Annotated in this window: 15 protein-coding genes; all 15 read left to right on the top strand. The window is 70.4% G+C overall.

Going from position 1 to position 17,183, the window contains the following annotated elements; translation table 11 throughout:
* The first annotated feature begins 354 nt into the window (after positions 1-354).
* The 15 genes from ACSHXC_RS04080 to ispG all read left to right on the top strand — a co-directional run bounded on the left by ACSHXC_RS04080 (position 355) and on the right by ispG (position 17,144).
* Positions 355-2,151 (top strand): DUF5941 domain-containing protein, encoded by a 1,797-nt coding sequence (locus ACSHXC_RS04080; protein ID WP_438296421.1) that lies wholly within the window; start codon positions 355-357, stop codon positions 2,149-2,151.
* Positions 2,148-2,885 (top strand): sugar phosphate nucleotidyltransferase, encoded by a 738-nt coding sequence (locus ACSHXC_RS04075; RefSeq protein ID WP_438290205.1) that lies wholly within the window; start codon positions 2,148-2,150, stop codon positions 2,883-2,885. Before ACSHXC_RS04080 ends, ACSHXC_RS04075 begins: the two co-directional genes overlap by 4 nt.
* The gene (locus tag ACSHXC_RS04070; RefSeq protein ID WP_399482165.1) at positions 2,873-3,934 is read left to right on the top strand and encodes an iron-containing alcohol dehydrogenase family protein; all 1,062 of its coding nucleotides are present in this window, start codon (positions 2,873-2,875) and stop codon (positions 3,932-3,934) included. Before ACSHXC_RS04075 ends, ACSHXC_RS04070 begins: the two co-directional genes overlap by 13 nt.
* Positions 3,912-4,691 (top strand): CDP-alcohol phosphatidyltransferase family protein, encoded by a 780-nt coding sequence (locus tag ACSHXC_RS04065; protein ID WP_189966994.1) that lies wholly within the window; start codon positions 3,912-3,914, stop codon positions 4,689-4,691. Before ACSHXC_RS04070 ends, ACSHXC_RS04065 begins: the two co-directional genes overlap by 23 nt.
* Entirely contained in the window at positions 4,688-5,572 is an 885-nt protein-coding gene (locus ACSHXC_RS04060; RefSeq protein WP_438290204.1) for a glycosyltransferase family 2 protein, read from the top strand. The genes ACSHXC_RS04065 and ACSHXC_RS04060 overlap by 4 nt, the downstream gene beginning before the upstream one ends.
* 55 nt (positions 5,573-5,627) lie before the next feature.
* Positions 5,628-6,509 (top strand): ABC transporter permease, encoded by an 882-nt coding sequence (locus tag ACSHXC_RS04055; RefSeq protein WP_438290203.1) that lies wholly within the window; start codon positions 5,628-5,630, stop codon positions 6,507-6,509.
* Entirely contained in the window at positions 6,502-7,308 is an 807-nt protein-coding gene (locus ACSHXC_RS04050) for an ABC transporter ATP-binding protein (RefSeq protein ID WP_344379615.1), read from the top strand. The genes ACSHXC_RS04055 and ACSHXC_RS04050 overlap by 8 nt, the downstream gene beginning before the upstream one ends.
* 420 nt (positions 7,309-7,728) lie before the next feature.
* The gene (hpnC, locus tag ACSHXC_RS04045; protein ID WP_438290202.1) at positions 7,729-8,622 is read left to right on the top strand and encodes a squalene synthase HpnC; all 894 of its coding nucleotides are present in this window, start codon (positions 7,729-7,731) and stop codon (positions 8,620-8,622) included.
* A complete protein-coding gene (gene hpnD, locus ACSHXC_RS04040; RefSeq protein WP_438290201.1) occupies positions 8,619-9,569 on the top strand; it encodes a presqualene diphosphate synthase HpnD in 951 nt (316 codons plus the stop codon). Before hpnC ends, hpnD begins: the two co-directional genes overlap by 4 nt.
* A gap of 136 nt (positions 9,570-9,705) precedes the next feature.
* A complete protein-coding gene (hpnE, locus tag ACSHXC_RS04035) occupies positions 9,706-11,088 on the top strand; it encodes a hydroxysqualene dehydroxylase HpnE (protein WP_438290200.1) in 1,383 nt (460 codons plus the stop codon).
* A complete protein-coding gene (locus ACSHXC_RS04030) occupies positions 11,085-12,194 on the top strand; it encodes a polyprenyl synthetase family protein (protein WP_438290199.1) in 1,110 nt (369 codons plus the stop codon). The genes hpnE and ACSHXC_RS04030 overlap by 4 nt, the downstream gene beginning before the upstream one ends.
* 112 nt (positions 12,195-12,306) lie before the next feature.
* The gene (gene shc / locus ACSHXC_RS04025; protein WP_438290198.1) at positions 12,307-14,301 is read left to right on the top strand and encodes a squalene--hopene cyclase; all 1,995 of its coding nucleotides are present in this window, start codon (positions 12,307-12,309) and stop codon (positions 14,299-14,301) included.
* Positions 14,301-14,945, top strand: a complete 645-nt coding sequence (locus ACSHXC_RS04020; RefSeq protein ID WP_438290197.1) for a phosphorylase family protein — start codon at positions 14,301-14,303, stop codon at positions 14,943-14,945. Before shc ends, ACSHXC_RS04020 begins: the two co-directional genes overlap by 1 nt.
* A gap of 5 nt (positions 14,946-14,950) precedes the next feature.
* Positions 14,951-15,973: an adenosyl-hopene transferase HpnH gene (hpnH, locus tag ACSHXC_RS04015; protein ID WP_438290196.1), complete on the top strand. Its 1,023-nt coding sequence runs from the start codon at positions 14,951-14,953 to the stop codon at positions 15,971-15,973.
* 64 nt (positions 15,974-16,037) lie between these two features.
* Complete coding sequence (gene ispG / locus ACSHXC_RS04010) at positions 16,038-17,144, top strand: flavodoxin-dependent (E)-4-hydroxy-3-methylbut-2-enyl-diphosphate synthase (protein WP_438296420.1); 1,107 nt, start codon at positions 16,038-16,040, stop codon at positions 17,142-17,144.
* Positions 17,145-17,183 lie beyond the last annotated feature (39 nt).

The raw sequence follows: 17,183 nt of genomic DNA, 5'->3' as shown, positions 1-17,183 counted from the left end.
GGGTATGTGCAACACGGGACTGAACACCGTTGTCATATGCTCTGACCTGCGGAAATGCTTGCAGGTCAGAGCGTCGGAGAGATCGCCGGGCCCGCCCCGGCAGCGCCGCCCGCAGGATCGCGCGGGCGGCGCTGTCCGAGCGCGGTTTGTGGGCTGCGCCCTTGATCGACGATGATGATCGCGGCGTCCCCGCACTGGGCGCTGCCGGGCCCATCGGGCGTAAGACCCAGGCTCCGAACGGCCAGTGAATTCCCGGTTCCGCGCATCCGATAGCCTCTGCCGACGTGCCGCCCGCCCCCGTGCCGGGCCGGGTCGTCGCACTTCAGCCATGTCAGTCGCAAGGAGTGAGTTCGTCTGTCGACCGCCATCCTTACCGGTCCGCCGGTGCCCGGATCGCAGCTCGGACCCGATCTGCGCACACTGGGTTTCGACGTGCAGCAGGCCTTCCTCCCCGACGATCTGCCCCGCCTCCTCGCCGAGGTGCCGGCCGGTGAACGCGTCGCCCTGGTCGACCCGCGCTTCGTCGGGCACGTCCACGCGCTGCGTCTCGCGCTGACCGATCCCCGCTTCCCGGCGGCCTCGGTGCCCGGCGCGCTCACCGTCCAGGCCGAGGCCCGCCCGGCGCTCACCCGCGCCCTGGCCGGCGGCACGCAAGCGCCCGCGGCCCAGGGCGGTACGGATTGCGTGCTCGCCGACGACATCGCCGCGGCCATCGAGGCCGACGGCGTCGCGGTGCACCACCCCGAGCTCGGCTCGCTCGTCGCGACCGTCCCCGCGGACGCCGTCGCCGCGGTCGCGGCGGCCCAGGCCGTCGCCGCCGTCGACGACGAGGCCGTACGCCTGCGCAACGCCGTGAAGTCCCGCGACGGGTTCTTCACCACCCACTTCATCAGCCCGTACTCCCGCTACATCGCGCGCTGGTGCGCCCGCCGGGGGCTCACCCCCAACCAGGTCACCACCGCCTCGCTGGTCACCGCGCTGATCGCGGCCGGCTGCGCGGCGACCGGGACCCGCGGCGGCTATGTCGCGGCCGGAGTGCTGCTGATCCTCTCCTTCGTCCTGGACTGCACCGACGGGCAGCTCGCCCGCTACTCGCTCCAGTACTCGACGATGGGCGCCTGGCTCGACGCCACCTTCGACCGCGCCAAGGAGTACGCCTACTACGCGGGCCTCGCTCTCGGCGCGGCCCGGGGCGGCGACGACGTGTGGGCGCTGGCGCTCGGCGCGATGGTGCTCCAGACCTGCCGCCACGTCGTGGACTTCTCGTTCAACGAGGCCAACCACGACGCGACCGCCAACACCAGCCCCACCGCCGCCCTCTCCGGCAAGCTCGACTCGGTCGGCTGGACGGTGTGGGTGCGGCGCATGATCGTGCTGCCGATCGGTGAGCGCTGGGCGATGATCGCCGTGCTGACCGCAGCCACCACACCCCGCATCGTCTTCTACGCGCTGCTCATCGGCTGCGCCTTCGCCGCCTGCTACACCACCGCGGGCCGGGTCCTTCGCTCGCTGACCCGCCGAGCCACCCGCACCGACCGCGCGGCCCAGGCGCTCGCCGACCTCGCGGACAGTGGGCCCGTCGCGCAACTGGTCGCGGCCAGGGCGCCGCGGATCCCGGGCGCCCCCGTGGTCGCGGCCGTCGGCGCGGCCGCGCTCATCGCGGCAGCGCTCACGCAGCCGGTCGGCAGCGGCCGGATGATCATCGCGGCCGTCTTCTACGCGGTCCTGTCGGGCCTCGCCGTCGCGCGCCCCCTCAAGGGCGCCCTCGACTGGCTCGTGCCGCCACTCTTCCGGGTGGCCGAATACTGCACGGTCCTGATCCTGGCGGCCCGCTCGGACGTGAACGGGGCCCTCCCCGCGGCCTTGGGGCTGGTGTCCGCGGTCGCCTACCATCACTACGACACGGTCTACCGCATCAAGGGCGGTTCGGGCGCGCCGCCGAGGTGGCTGGTGCGGCTGATCGGCGGCCACGAGGGCCGCACGCTCGTGGTGACCGTGCTCGCCGCCGTCCTCGCCACGCGAGACACAGACTTCACCCTGGCGCTCACCGCCCTCACGGCGGCCATCGCGCTCGTGGTGCTCGTGGAGTCCATCCGCTTCTGGGTGTCCTCCGGAGCACCTGCCGTACATGACGAAGGAGAAACAGCATGATTGGCCTCGTACTGGCAGCCGGTGCCGGACGGCGTCTGCGCCCCTACACCGACACGCTCCCGAAGGCCCTCGTGCCTGTCGACGGTGACACCACCGTCCTGGACATCGCGCTGAAGAACTTCGCCGAGGTCGGCCTCACCGAGGTCGCCGTCGTCGTCGGCTACCGCAAGGAGGCCGTGTACGCGCGCAAGGAGGCCCTGGAGGCCAAGTACGGCGTCGCGATCACGCTGATCGACAACGACAAGGCCGAGGAGTGGAACAACGCCTACTCCCTGTGGTGCGCGCGTGAGGTCCTCAAGCGCGGTGTGATCCTCGCCAACGGCGACACGGTCCACCCCGTCTCCGTCGAGAAGACCCTGCTGGCCGCGCGCGGCCAGGGCCAGAAGATCATCCTCGCCCTCGACACGGTGAAGAACCTCGCCGACGAGGAGATGAAGGTCATCACCGCCGAGGGCAAGGGCGTCCAGCGCATCACCAAGCTGATGGACCCGGCGACCGCCAGCGGCGAGTACATCGGCGTCACGCTGATCGAGGCCGAGGCCGCCGAGGAACTCGCCGACGCCCTGAAGACCACCTTCGAGCGCGACCCGGACCTCTACTACGAGGACGGCTACCAGGAGCTCGTGAACCGCGGCTTCACCGTCGACGTGGCCCCCATCGGCGAGGTGGCGTGGGTCGAGATCGACAACCACGACGACCTGGCGAAGGGCCGTGAGATCGCGTGCCAGTACTGACCCGGCTGATCCCGTCACCGGTCTTCGTCGACATCCGGCGTGGTGCCCTCGACGACCTCGGGGTCGTCCTGGCGGACCAGCGCATCTCGGCCAACGGCAAGCTGGCGATCGCGATCAGCGGCGGCTCGGGGCGGAAACTGCGTGAGCAGTTCGCCCCGGTGCTGCCGGGCGCCGACTGGTACCCGGTCGAGGGCGGCACCATCGACGCGGCGGTCAAGCTCGCCGACGCGATGCGCGGCAAGCGCTACGACGCGGTCGTGGCGCTCGGCGGCGGCAAGATCATCGACGTGACGAAGTACGCGGCGGCCCGGGTCGGGCTGCCGATGGTCGCCATCGCCACGAACCTCTCGCACGACGGCATCTGCTCGCCGATCTCCACGCTGGACAACGACAACGGGCGCGGCTCCTACGGCGTGCCCACGCCGCTGGCGATCCTCATCGACCTGGACGTCATCCGGGACGCGCCCCCGCGTTTCGTGCGCTCGGGCATCGGCGACGCGATCTCCAACCTGTCGGCGCTCGCGGACTGGGAGCTCTCGCACCGGGAGACCCAGGAGCCCATCGACGGCCTGGCCGCCGCCATGGCCCGCAGCGCCGGCGAGGCGGTCCTGCGCCACCCGGGCGGCATCGGCGACGACGACTTCCTGGTCACCCTCTCCGAGGGTCTTGTCATGTCCGGCATCGCGATGTCGATCAGCGGTGACAGCCGGCCGTCCTCCGGCGCCTGCCACGAGATCAGCCACGCGTTCGACCTGCTCTTCCCGCAGCGCGCCGCCAGCCATGGCGAGCAGTGCGGTCTGGGTGCGGCGTTCGCGATGCACCTGCGGGGTGCCAAGGCCGAGTCCGGTCTCATGACCGAGGTGCTGCGCCGGCACGCGCTGCCGGTGACGGCGGAGGAAATCGGCTTCACCGCCGAGGAGTTCGTGCGGGCCGTCGAGTTCGCGCCGCAGACCCGACCCGGCCGCTACACCATCCTCGAGCACCTCGACCTGTCCACCGACCAGATCAGGGACGCGTACGCCGACTATGCCAAGACCATCCGTAGCTGAGCTCCGCCCGGTCGTGCACCCCGCGGGTGTCAAGGACCGGGTCAGCGGAGAACACTGGGGCGGCCGCCTGTACATGCGTGAGATCTCCCTGCGCATCACCCGCCTCCTGGTCACCACCAAGGTCACGCCGAACCAGCTGACCTATCTGATGACCCTCAGCGGTGTCCTCGCCGCCCCCGCCCTGCTCATCCCGGGCATCTGGGGCGCGGTCCTCGGCGTCGTGGCCGTCCAGGGCTATCTGCTGCTCGACTGCGTCGACGGCGAAGTCGCCCGCTGGAAGAAGCAGTTCTCGCTGTCCGGGGTGTACCTGGACCGCGTCGGCGCCTACCTGTGCGACGCGGCGGTCCTGGTCGGCTTCGGCCTGCGCGCCGCCGACCTGTGGGGCGGCGGCCGGATCGACTGGCTGTGGGCCTTCCTCGGTACGCTCGCGGCCCTCGGCGCCATCCTGATCAAGGCGGAGACCGACCTCGTCGGCGTCGCCCGGCACCAGGCCGGTCTGCCGCAGGTCAAGGACGCGGCCGCCACGCCGCGCTCCTCCGGCATGGCGCTGGCCCGCCGGGCCGCCGCCGCGCTGAAGTTCCACCGCCTGGTCCTCGGCATCGAGGCGTCCCTGCTGATCCTGGTCCTCGCGATCGTGGACCACGTCCGGGGCGACCTGTACTTCTCGCGCCTGGGCGTCGCGGTGCTCGCCGGCATCGCGCTCCTCCAGACGCTGCTGCACCTCGTGTCCATCCTCGCCTCCAGCAGGCTGAAATGAGCGCCCCCATGAAGGTCGGCGCGGTCGTCATCACCATGGGCAACCGCCCCGCCGAGCTGCGGGCCCTGCTCGACTCGGTCGCCAAGCAGGACGGCGACCCGGTCGAGGTCGTCGTCGTCGGCAACGGCGCCCCGGTCCCGGACGTCCCCGAGGGCGTACGCACCGTGGAGCTGCCGGAGAACCTGGGCATCCCGGGCGGCCGCAACGTCGGCATCGAGGCGTTCGGGCCCTCCGGCGCGGAGGTCGACGTGCTGCTCTTCCTCGACGACGACGGGCTGCTCGCCAACACCGACACCGCCGAGCTGTGCCGCAAGGCCTTCGCCGCCGACCCGGAGCTGGGCATCATCAGCTTCCGGATCGCCGACCCGGAGACCGGCGTCACGCAGCGCCGCCACGTCCCGAGGCTGCGCGCCGCCGACCCGATGCGCTCCTCGCGCGTGACGACCTTCCTCGGCGGCGCCAACGCCGTGCGGACCCGGGTGTTCGCGGAGGTCGGCGGGCTGCCCGAGGAGTTCTTCTACGCCCACGAGGAGACCGACCTGGCCTGGCGGGCGCTCGACGCCGGCTGGATGATCGACTACCGCGCGGACATGGTCCTGCACCACCCGACGACCGCCCCGTCCCGGCACGCGGTCTACCACCGGATGGTGGCCCGCAACCGGGTCTGGCTGGCCCGGCGCAACCTGCCCGCCCCGCTCGTCCCGGTCTACCTGGGGGTCTGGCTGCTCCTGACCCTGGCCCGCAAGCCCTCGGGCCCGGCGCTGAAGGCCTGGTTCGGCGGTTTCAAGGAGGGCTGGGCGACGCCCTGCGGACCGCGCCGCCCCATGAAGTGGCGTACGGTCTTCAGACTCACCCGGCTCGGCCGTCCTCCCGTCATCTGAGAGTCTCGGCTCTGAGACCATCGGGCGTACTTCTTGAACACGAAAGTTTTCACTTGTGAGTGACACAACCCTGTCCCCGGCGGAGCTCGCCGCCAAGCACGGGCTGTCGGTGAGCGGAGCCCGGCCCGGGCTCACCGCTTACATCAAGCAGCTGTGGGGCCGGCGCCACTTCATCCTGTCGTTCTCGTCGGCCAAGCTGACCGCCCAGTACAGCGAGGCGAAGCTCGGCCAGATCTGGCAGGTGGCGACGCCCCTGCTGAACGCGCTGGTCTACTACTTCATCTTCGGCGTCCTGATGAACGCGAAGCGGGGCATCGACTCGGACGCGTACATCCCGTTCCTGGTCACCGGCGTGTTCCTCTTCACCTTCACGCAGAACTCGCTGATGGCGGGCGTGCGGGCGATCTCGGGCAACCTCGGTCTGGTGCGGGCCCTGCACTTCCCGCGTGCCTCGCTGCCCGTCTCCTTCGCGCTGCAGCAGCTCCAGCAGCTGCTCTTCTCGATGATCGTCCTGATGATCGTGGTCGTGTCCTCCGGCTTCATGCCGAGCATGACCTGGCCGCTGATCATCCCGGTGCTCGCGCTGCAGTTCGTGTTCAACACCGGCCTGGCGCTGATCTTCGCGCGGCTCGGCTCGAAGACGCCGGACCTCGCACAGCTGATGCCGTTCATCATGCGTACGTGGATGTACTCGTCCGGCGTGATGTTCAGCCTCAGCACCGTGCTCAAGGGCAAACCGCACTGGCTGAAGGACATCCTTCAGTGCAACCCCGCCGCGGTCTACATGGACCTGGCGCGCTACGCCCTGATGGACGGCTACGGCGGCCACTCGCTGCCCCCGCACGTGTGGGCCCTCGCGGCCGGCTGGGCGGTCGTCGTCGGTGGGCTGGGCTTCGTGTACTTCTGGAAGGCTGAGGAGCGGTACGGCCGTGGCTGAGGACATCAAGGACCGCATCGCGGTCGAGACGCGGATTCCGACCGTCATCTGCGACGACGTGCACATCGTGTACACCGTCAACGGAGGCGGCGGCGGAAAGGGCAGCGCCACCGCCGCCCTGAGCCGCATAGTCAAAAGGGACAAGACCGGTGGCGCCGGCCGCGGCATGCGGCGAGTGCACGCGGTCAAGGGCGTGTCGTTCACCGCGTACCGCGGCGAGGCGATCGGCCTGATCGGCTCCAACGGTTCGGGCAAGTCGACGCTCCTTCGGGCGATCGCCGGCCTGCTGCCGCCCGAGAGCGGCCGGGTCTACACCGACGGCCAGCCCTCGCTGCTCGGCGTGAACGCGGCGCTCATGAACGACCTGACCGGCGAGCGCAATGTGATCCTCGGCGGCCTCGCCATGGGCATGTCGCGCGAGGAGGTCAAGGAGCGCTACGAGGAGATCGTCGACTTCTCCGGCATCAACGACAAGGGCGACTTCATCTCGCTGCCGATGCGGACGTACTCCTCCGGCATGGCGGCCCGGCTGCGGTTCTCCATCGCCGCGGCCAAGGACCACGACGTCCTCATGATCGACGAGGCGCTCGCCACCGGTGACCGTCAGTTCCAGATCCGCTCCGAGGAGCGCATCCGGGAGCTGCGCAAGCACGCCGGAACCGTCTTCCTGGTGAGCCACAGCATCGGCTCCATCCGGGACACCTGCGACCGCGTGCTCTGGCTGGAGCGCGGCGAGCTGCTCATGGACGGTCCGACGGACGAGGTCGTGAAGGCCTACCAGAAGGAGTCCGGCCGCTGACATTTGGTCAGTCGGCGGACAGCGGAACCCGCGGCCCCTGTCGATCAACCCTGGCAGGGGCTTCCGCGTCCTATGGTGTGGTCGGACAGTCAAGATCCCGTCAAGTTGCCAGTGTGCGGGGAAGGTTGGGCCGGATTGGAGTGTTCTTGTAATGCTCGCAACACCCCGACGTGTTGTCGGCCGTTGTACAACGTAAGCTGTACCGGTGCTGATTCGCGGCAAGTGGGGTAATACGCCCCGGGCTCCTCGCGAGACGGGTCGCCCCGTCCGGGGAGGTCAGGCGGCGTGTCCGAAATAGGATGTTTTGGGTCGGCGGTGTAGAACGGGAGATGTGACGGCCATGGCTACGGAAAATCTCCAGCTCCGAGGGACGGCCGCCGTTCCCGCGCCGGGCGGTACCCGGTGACCCCAGTCCGGGACGTGCGCACCGGATCCTCCTCGCGCACCACGCTCGACAAGGCCACGGAAGAGAACTTCCCGGTGGCCCCGTTCTTCCTGCCGCGCGCCTGGCGCGACGACCTGATGGCCGTCTACGGCTTCGCCCGGCTCGTCGACGACATCGGTGACGGCGACCTCGCCCCCGGCGGCGCCGACGCCCGCCACCTCGGCGTCGCCCCCGCCGACGCGGACGACCGGCTCCTCGTGCTCGACGCCTTCGAGACGGACCTGCGCCGCGTCTTCGCCGGAACGCCGCACCACCCGCTCCTCAAGGCCCTGCAGCCCACCGTGCGGCGCTGCTCGCTGACCCCCGAGCCGTTCCTCGGGCTGATCGCGGCCAACCGCCAGGACCAGCGGGTCGCACGCTATGAGACGTACGAGGAACTGCTCGCCTACTGCGAGCTTTCGGCCAACCCCGTGGGGCGGCTCGTCCTCGCCATCACCGGCACCGCGAGCCCGGAGCGCATCCGCCGCTCCGACGCGATCTGCACGGCGCTGCAGATCGTCGAACACCTCCAGGACGTGAAGGAGGACCTCGGGCGGGACCGGATCTATCTGCCCGCCGAGGACATGTCGCGGTTCCACGTCACGCAGGCCGACCTGGCCGCCCCCCGCGGGAGCGCCTCGGTGCGTGCCCTGGTCGCGTTCGAAGCGGAACGCGCCGGGTCGTTGCTGAATGAAGGCACCCCTCTGGTGGGTAGCGTCCACGGCAGACTCAAGCTGCTGCTGGCCGGATTCGTGGCCGGAGGACGCGCCGCGCTCGACGCGGTCGCTGCCGCCGGCCACGACGTACTCCCGGGACCGCCCAAGCCCACCAAGGCAAGGCTGATGCGCGAGGTGGGAGCCGTCTTGCGAAGAGCGCGTAGAGAGGGGTGAGCCGGACAGTGGAGGCACAGGCACCCGTGTCCGCACCGGTACAGGCCGCATACAGCTACTGCGAGGCCGTGACCGGGCAGCAGGCGCGCAATTTCGCGTACGGCATCAGGCTGCTGCCGGCCGACAAGCGGCAGGCGATGTCGGCGCTGTACGCGTTCTCGCGCCGGGTCGACGACATCGGCGACGGCACGCTGGCCGACGACGCCAAGGAAGTGCGCCTGGAGGAGACCCGGGCGCTGCTCGGGCGCATCCGCGACGGTCGCGTCGACGAGGACGACACGGATCCGGTCGCGGTCGCGCTCGCGGACGCGGCGCGCCGGTTCCCGATCCCGCTCGGCGGGCTCGACGAGCTCATCGACGGCGTCCTCATGGACGTGCACGGCGAGAGCTACGAGACGTGGGACGACCTGAAGGTCTACTGCCGGTGTGTCGCGGGCGCCATCGGCCGGCTCTCGTTGGGCGTTTTCGGTACGCAGCCAGGCGCACCGGGCATCGAACGCGCCGGGGAGTACGCCGACACGCTGGGGCTCGCGCTCCAACTCACCAACATCCTCAGGGACGTTCGCGAGGACGCCGGAAACGGGCGGACCTATCTGCCCTCCGACGACCTCGCCAAGTTCGGCTGCGCTACGGGTTTCAACAGCCCCGTGCCGCCGCCCGGCTCCGACTTCGCCGGGCTCGTCCACTTCGAAGTGCGGCGCGCCCGGGCCCTGTTCGCCGAGGGCTACCGGCTCCTTCCCATGCTGGACCGGCGCAGCGGCGCCTGCGTGGCCGCCATGGCCGGCATCTACCGGCGCCTGCTCGACCGCATCGAGCGCGACCCGGAAGCGGTGCTGCGCGGGCGGGTCTCGCTGCCCGGACGGGAGAAGGCGTACGTCGCGGTACGCGGACTGTCCGGCCTCGACACGCGGCACGTCTCCCGGCAGACCGCCAGGAGGCGCGCCTGATGCACCACGCGCACCCGGACGAAGGGCTGAGCACCATTACGCAGGCCCGACGTGCAACTTCCCGGCTCCTTGATGCGTCCCTGACTGCATCGGCCCGCCGTGCCCACCACGCCGGCGCGGCCGGAGGGGAGGGCGCATGAACGACGCGCAGCCCAAACGCGCCGTAGTGATCGGCGGCGGACTCGCCGGAATCACCGCGGCGCTCGAACTCGCCGACGCGGGCCTGGGCGTGACCCTCGTCGAGGGCCGCCCGCGGCTCGGCGGTCTCGCGTTCTCCTTCCGGCGCGGCGAGCTCACCGTGGACAACGGCCAGCACGTATACCTGCGCTGCTGCACCGCCTACCGGTGGTTCCTCGACCGCGTCGGCGGGGCCGAACTCGCCCCGGTCCAGGCCAAGTTGGACGTCCCCGTCCTCGACGTGGCGCACCCCAGGGGACCCCGGCTCGGCCGGCTGCGCCGCGACGCGCTGCCCGTACCGCTGCACCTGGCGCGCAGCCTCGCGACCTACCCGCACCTCTCGCTCGCCGAGCGGGCCTCCGTCGGGCGCGCCGCGCTCGCGCTCAAGAAGCTCGACCCGGCCGACCCGGCCCTGGACGGCGTGGACTTCGCGACGTGGCTGAGCCGGCACGGCCAGTCGGCGCGCACCATCGAGGCCCTGTGGGACCTGGTGGGCGTGGCGACCCTGAACGCCACCGCGCCGCACGCCTCGCTCGGCCTGGCCGCCATGGTCTTCAAGACCGGGCTGCTCTCCGAGCCGGGCGCCGCCGACATCGGCTGGGCCCGCGTGCCGCTCGGCGAACTCCACGACACGCTGGCCCGCAAGGCCCTCGACGCGGCGGGGGTGCGCACCGAGACGCGCACCAAGGCCGAGGCCATCTCCCGTACGGACAACGGCAGTTGGCAGGTCGAGGTGGCCGGCGAGACACTGGACGCCGAGGTCGTCGTGCTCGCCGTACCGCAGAAGGAGACGCACGACCTGCTGCCCGACGGCGCGCTCGAAGAGCAGGGCAAGCTGCTCGACATCAGCACCGCGCCGATCCTCAACGTCCATGTCGTCTACGACCGCAAGGTGTTGCGGCAGCCCTTCTTCGCCGCGCTCGGCAGCCCGGTGCAGTGGGTCTTCGACCGGACGGACTCCTCGGGGCTGAAGGGCCAGGGCCAGTATCTGGCCATCTCGCAGTCGGCCGCCCAGGACGAGATCGAGCTGCCTGTGGCCGAACTGCGTGCGCGGTATCTCCCCGAGCTGGAAAAGCTGTTGCCCGCGGCGCGCGGCGCGGAGATCCTCGACTTCTTCGTCACCCGGGAGCGGACAGCGACGTTCGCCCCCACCCCCGGCGTCGGACGGCTGCGGCCCTCGGCGCGGACCCGCGCGGACGGCCTGTACCTGGCCGGCGCGTGGACCGCGACCGGCTGGCCCGCGACCATGGAGGGAGCCGTGCGCAGCGGATTCAGCGCCGCCGGTGCCGCTCTCTCCACCCTCGGCCGCCCCCATGTTCATCCGCTTCAGGAGGCGGCATGACTGTTAGCAGTACTGGAACAAGAGGAGAGACTGTGCCGACTGTGCCTTCGGCTTCGGCGAATCCGGCTGTGGACACCGTGGACGTCAACGCCCTGCTGGAGCGGGGGCGCGCGCTGTCGACTCCGGAGCTGCGCGCGGCCGTCGACCGGCTCGCGGCTCCCATGGACACCGTCGCCGCCTACCACTTCGGGTGGATCGACGCCCAGGGCCGCCCGGCGGCCGGGGACGGCGGCAAGGCCATCAGGCCCGCGCTCGCCCTGCTCTCCGCGGAGGCGGCCGGCGCCAGTGCCGAGGTCGGCGTGCCGGGTGCGGTCGCCGTGGAGCTTGTGCACAACTTCTCGCTGCTGCACGACGACCTCATGGACGGCGACGAGCAGCGCCGCCACCGCGACACGGTGTGGAAGGTGCACGGCCCCGCGCAGGCGATCCTCGTAGGCGACGCCCTGTTCGCCCTCGCCAACGAGGTGCTCCTGGAACTCGGTACGGTCGAAGCGGGCCGCGCCACCCGCCGACTCACCACCGCCACGCGGAAGTTGATCGACGGTCAGGCCCAGGACATCTCCTACGAGCACCGCGAGCGGGTCACCGTCGAGGAGTGCCTGGAGATGGAGGGCAACAAGACGGGGGCGCTGCTCGCCTGCGCCGTCTCCATCGGCGCGGTCCTCGGCGGCGCCGACGACAGGACCGCCGACACTCTTGAGGCGTACGGCTACCACCTCGGCCTCGCCTTCCAGGCCGTCGACGACCTGCTCGGCATCTGGGGCGACCCGGATGCCACGGGCAAGCAGACCTGGAGCGACCTGCGCCAGCGCAAGAAGTCGCTGCCGGTCGTCGCGGCACTCGCCGCGGGCGGCCCGGCCTCCACGCGGCTCGGCGAGCTGCTCGCCGCCGACGCCAAGAGCAATGACTTCGACAGCTTCTCCGAGGCCGAGTTCGCCACCCGCGCGGCCCTGATCGAGGAGGCAGGCGGCCGCGAGTGGACCTCCCAGGAGGCCCGCAGGCAGCACACCATCGCGATCGAGGCGCTCGGCGCCGTCGACATGCCGGAAAAGGTCCGCGCGCAGCTCACCGCCCTCGCGGACTTCGTCGTCGTACGAAAGAGATGATCGCCATTCCCATATGACTCGCAGTCGCCGGAAGGGCCCGTTAGCCAGGGCCCCGCCGACGGAGACCCCAGCACAGCAGAAGTAGCAACTGCACTTGCATTAAGGGGAAGCCATGACAGCGACGACCGACGGAAGCACCGGGGCTCCGCGGCCCCGGGCCGCCGCGGCCAGTGCAACAACCGGGGTCACGCCCGGCGCGGACGCGGTACTCGACGCCGCCCGGCAGGCCGCCGAGCGCGGTGTCGAGCATCTGCTCGCGAGGCAGGACGCCGAGGGCTGGTGGAAGGGCGACCTGGAGACCAACGTCACCATGGACGCCGAGGACCTGATGCTGCGTCAGTTCCTCGGGATCCAGGACGAGAAGACGTTCCGGGCGGCCGCCCTCTTCATCCGGGGCGAGCAGCGCGACGACGGAACCTGGGCCACCTTCTACGGCGGCCCCGGCGAGCTCTCCACCACCATCGAGGCGTACGTCGCGCTCAGGCTGGCCGGAGACCGGCCCGAGGACGGGCACATGGCCCGCGCTTCCGCCTGGATCAGAGCCAACGGAGGGATCGCCGCCGCCCGGGTCTTCACCCGCATCTGGCTGGCCCTGTTCGGCTGGTGGAAGTGGGACGACCTGCCCGAGCTGCCGCCCGAGCTGATCTTCCTGCCCAAGTGGGTCCCGCTCAACATCTACGACTTCGGCTGCTGGGCCCGGCAGACCATCGTGCCGCTCACGGTGGTCTCGGCCAAGCGGCCGGTACGGCCCGCCCCCTTCGCGCTCGACGAGCTGCACAGCGACGCCCGGCGCCCCAATCCGGTCAAACCCCTTGCCCCGGTGGCGAGTTGGGACGGCGCATTCCAGCGGCTCGACAAGGTGCTGCACGCCTACCACAAGGTGGCCCCCCGCAAGCTGCGCCGTACCGCGATGCGCAGCGCCGCCCGCTGGATCGTCGAGCGCCAGGAGAACGACGGCTGCTGGGGCGGCATCCAGCCCCCCGCGGTGTACTCGGTGATCGCCCTGCACCTGCTCGGCTACGACCTCCAACACCCCGTCATGCGGGCCGGGTTGGAGTCGTTGGACCGGTTCGCGGTGTGGCGCGAGGACGGCGCCCGGATGATCGAGGCCTGCCAGTCCCCGGTGTGGGACACCTGCCTGGCCGCCATCGCCCTGGCCGACGCGGGCGTGCCGGCCGACCATCCCGCCCTCGTCAAGGCAGTCGACTGGATGCTGGACGAGGAGATCACCCGGCCAGGCGACTGGGCCGTCCGTCGTCCCCAACTCGCGCCTGGGGGCTGGGCGTTCGAGTTCCACAACGACAACTACCCGGACATCGACGACACCGCCGAAGTGATCCTGGCGCTGCGCCGCGTCCAGCACCCGCAGCAGGACAGGGTCGACGCCGCCATCGCCCGCGGGGTGCGTTGGAACCTCGGCATGCAGTCGAAGAACGGCGCCTGGGGCGCGTTCGACGCCGACAACACCAGTGCCTTCCCCAACCGGCTGCCCTTCTGCGACTTCGGCGAGGTCATCGACCCGCCGTCGGCCGACGTCACCGCACACGTCGTGGAGATGCTCGCCTACGAGGGCAAGTCGCACGATCCGCGCACCCGGCGCGGCATCGAGTGGCTGCTCGCCGAGCAGGAGGCCAACGGCGCCTGGTTCGGGCGCTGGGGTGTCAACTACGTATACGGCACAGGGTCGGTGGTGCCCGCGCTGACCGCAGCCGGGATCCCCGCCTCGCACCCCGCGATCCGCCGCGCGGTCGGCTGGCTGGAGTCCGTGCAGAACGACGACGGCGGATGGGGCGAGGACCTGCGCTCCTACGGCGAGACCGAATGGGTGGGCCGCGGGCCCTCCACTGCCTCGCAGACCGCCTGGGCGCTGCTCGCGCTGCTTGCGGCGGGGGAGCGGGACGGCAAGGCCGCCGAGCGCGGCATCGCCTGGCTCGCCGAGAGCCAGCGCGAGGACGGCTCCTGGGACGAGCCGTACTTCACCGGCACGGGATTCCCCCGGGACTTCTCGATCAACTACCACCTCTACCGGCAGGTCTTCCCGCTGACCGCGCTCGGCCGCTACGTCCATGGAGAACCGTTCTCTCCCAACAGCACCAAGGGGAGTTGATGGACACACCCCAGGCCCCGCAGCCCGTGCCGCTGGTGATCGCCTGTGCGCTCACCATCGAGCGGTTCGCGCTGCGCGGCGCCCGCGGCGGCTCGGCGGGGCCTGTCACCGTGCTGCGTAGCGGCATGGGCCCCAGGGCTGCCGAACGCGCCGTCGTCCGGACCCTTGGCGGGGACCGGATGCGCGACGCGGCGGTCATCGCCTCAGGCTTCTGCGCCGGCCTCGTCCCCGGGATGCACCCCGGGGACCTGGTCGTCGCCGAGGAAACCCGCGACCCGCGGGGCACCACGGTGTGCACCGACATCGAGGTGCTCGCCAAGGCGCTCGCCGAGGCGCTGCCGGGCCGCACCGTCCACACCGGCCCGCTCACCGGGTCCGGCCACGTCGTACGGGGCCCGGAGCGGGCCGATCTGAGGACCACTGGGGCGATCGCGGTGGACATGGAGTCCGCCGCCACGCTCTGGGCCGCCCAGCAGGCCGGACCGCGCCCGGTTGCGGCCGTACGGGTGGTCGTGGACGCTCCAGAACATGAACTCGTCCGGATTGGCACGGTGCGCGGTGGAATATCAGCCTTCCGCGTTCTTCGTGCCGTCCTTCCCGCTTTCTTTGAATGGCACCGTTCTTTGCTGCTCCCCAGGAGGTGAGCCAGATGGCCATGCCGCTTCGTCAGTCCATCAGGGTCGGGACCTATCTCTTTGAACAGAAGTTGCGCAAGCGTGAGAAGTTCCCGCTGATCGTCGAGCTGGAACCGCTCTTCGCCTGCAACCTGAAATGCGAGGGCTGCGGAAAGATCCAGCATCCGGCCGGGATCCTGAAGCAGCGGATGCCGGTGGCGCAGGCCGTCGGAGCGGTCCTGGAATCTGGTGCGCCGATGGTCTCCATCGCGGGCGGCGAGCCTCTGATGCACCCTCAGATCGATGAGATCGTGCGGCAGTTGGTGGCCAGGAGGAAGTACGTCTTCCTGTGCACCAATGCGCTTCTGATGCGCAAGAAGCTGGAGAAGTTCAAGCCGTCGCCGTACTTCGCCTTCGCCGTGCACATCGACGGGCTGCGCGAGCGGCACGACGAGTCCGTGGCGAAGGAGGGTGTGTTCGACGAGGCGGTGGAGGCGATCAAGGAGGCCAAGCGGCGCGGCTTCCGGGTCACCACCAATTCGACCTTCTTCAACACCGACACCCCGCAGACCATCATCGAGGTGCTCAACTTCCTCAACGACGACCTCAAGGTCGACGAGATGATGATCTCGCCCGCGTACGCCTACGAGAAGGCCCCCGACCAGGAGCACTTCCTGGGCGTCGAGCAGACCAGGGAGCTCTTCAAGAAGGCGTTCGCCGGTGGCAACCGGGCGCGCTGGCGGCTCAACCACTCGCCGCTCTTCCTGGACTTCCTGGAGGGCAAGGCCGACTTCCCGTGCACGGCGTGGGCGATCCCCAACTACTCGCTCTTCGGCTGGCAGCGGCCCTGCTACCTGATGAGCGACGGGTACGTGCCGACGTACCGGCAGCTCGTGGAGGAGACCGACTGGGACAAGTACGGCCGCGGCAAGGACGAGCGGTGCGCGAACTGCATGGCGCACTGCGGCTACGAGCCGACCGCCGTGCTCGCGACCATGGGGTCGCTGAAGGAGTCGCTGCGGGCGGTTCGCGAGACCGTCCAGGGAAACCGCGGGTGATGTCGTGAGCCTCGGAGAGCCGGTCTCCCTGGGGCTCCCCGCGCTGCCGGCCCGGCCGCTCGCGATGCGCCGCCTCTCGCGGCGCATCCAGGTCGGGTCGGTGGCGGTCGGCGGGGACGCACCCGTCTCGGTGCAGTCCATGACCACGACGAGGACGTCGGACATCGGCGCCACGTTGCAGCAGATCGCCGAGCTGACGGCGTCCGGCTGCCAGATCGTGCGGGTGGCCTGTCCGACGCAGGACGATGCCGATGCGCTGGCGGTGATCGCGCGGAAGTCGCAGATCCCGGTGATCGCGGACATTCACTTCCAGCCGAAGTACGTGTTCGCGGCGATCGACGCCGGGTGTGCTGCGGTGCGGGTGAATCCGGGCAACATCAAGCAGTTCGACGACAAGGTCAAGGAGATCGCGCAGGCCGCGAAGGACGCGGGCACGCCGATCCGGATCGGTGTGAACGCGGGCTCGCTGGACGCGCGTCTTTTGAAGAAGTACGGCAGGGCGACGCCCGAGGCGCTGGTCGAGTCGGCCCTGTGGGAGGCCTCGCTCTTCGAGGAGCACGGCTTCAGGGACATCAAGATCTCGGTGAAGCACAACGACCCGGTCGTGATGGTGAACGCCTACCGGCAGCTGGCGGCCCAGTGCGACTACCCGCTGCACCTGGGGGTGACCGAGGCGGGTCCGGCCTTCCAGGGCACCATCAAGTCGGCCGTCGCCTTCGGCGCGCTGCTTGCCGAGGGCATTGGTGACACGATCCGTGTCTCCCTGTCGGCCCCGCCGGCCGAGGAGATCAAGGTGGGTATCCAGATCCTGGAGTCGTTGAACCTGCGTCAGCGCCGTCTGGAGATCGTGTCGTGCCCGTCGTGCGGGCGGGCGCAGGTGGATGTGTACAAGCTGGCCGAGGAGGTCACGGCGGGCCTGGAGGGCATGGAGGTTCCGCTGCGCGTCGCGGTGATGGGCTGTGTGGTGAACGGTCCGGGCGAGGCGCGTGAGGCGGATCTGGGTGTCGCCTCCGGCAACGGCAAGGGCCAGATCTTCGTGAAGGGCGAGGTCATCAAGACGGTCCCGGAGTCGAAGATCGTGGAGACGCTGATCGACGAGGCGATGAAGATCGCCGAGCAGATGGAGAAGGACGGCGTGACCTCGGGGCGGCCCGACGTCGCCGTGCGGTGAACATGAGCGTGCCGGTGGGCTGAACAGGATGCGAAAGAG

This window comes from Streptomyces sp. HUAS TT7 (genome assembly GCF_051550175.1).
Lineage (GTDB): Bacteria > Actinomycetota > Actinomycetes > Streptomycetales > Streptomycetaceae > Streptomyces.
This window is presented reverse-complemented; position numbering and strand designations above follow the sequence as displayed.

What these genes read in the sequence shown, in the direction of transcription:
- ACSHXC_RS04060 (WP_438290204.1), top strand. Translation starts at nt 4,688, where the DNA reads ATGAGCGCCCCCATGAAGGTCGGCGCGGTCGTCATCACCATGGGCAAC.
- ispG (WP_438296420.1), top strand. Translation starts at nt 16,038, where the DNA reads ATGCGCCGCCTCTCGCGGCGCATCCAGGTCGGGTCGGTGGCGGTCGGC.
- ACSHXC_RS04020 (WP_438290197.1), top strand. Translation starts at nt 14,301, where the DNA reads ATGGACACACCCCAGGCCCCGCAGCCCGTGCCGCTGGTGATCGCCTGT.
- ACSHXC_RS04030 (WP_438290199.1), top strand. Translation starts at nt 11,085, where the DNA reads ATGACTGTTAGCAGTACTGGAACAAGAGGAGAGACTGTGCCGACTGTG.
- shc (WP_438290198.1), top strand. Translation starts at nt 12,307, where the DNA reads ATGACAGCGACGACCGACGGAAGCACCGGGGCTCCGCGGCCCCGGGCC.
- ACSHXC_RS04065 (WP_189966994.1), top strand. Translation starts at nt 3,912, where the DNA reads ATGCCAAGACCATCCGTAGCTGAGCTCCGCCCGGTCGTGCACCCCGCG.
- hpnH (WP_438290196.1), top strand. Translation starts at nt 14,951, where the DNA reads ATGGCCATGCCGCTTCGTCAGTCCATCAGGGTCGGGACCTATCTCTTT.
- hpnE (WP_438290200.1), top strand. Translation starts at nt 9,706, where the DNA reads ATGAACGACGCGCAGCCCAAACGCGCCGTAGTGATCGGCGGCGGACTC.
- ACSHXC_RS04075 (WP_438290205.1), top strand. Translation starts at nt 2,148, where the DNA reads ATGATTGGCCTCGTACTGGCAGCCGGTGCCGGACGGCGTCTGCGCCCC.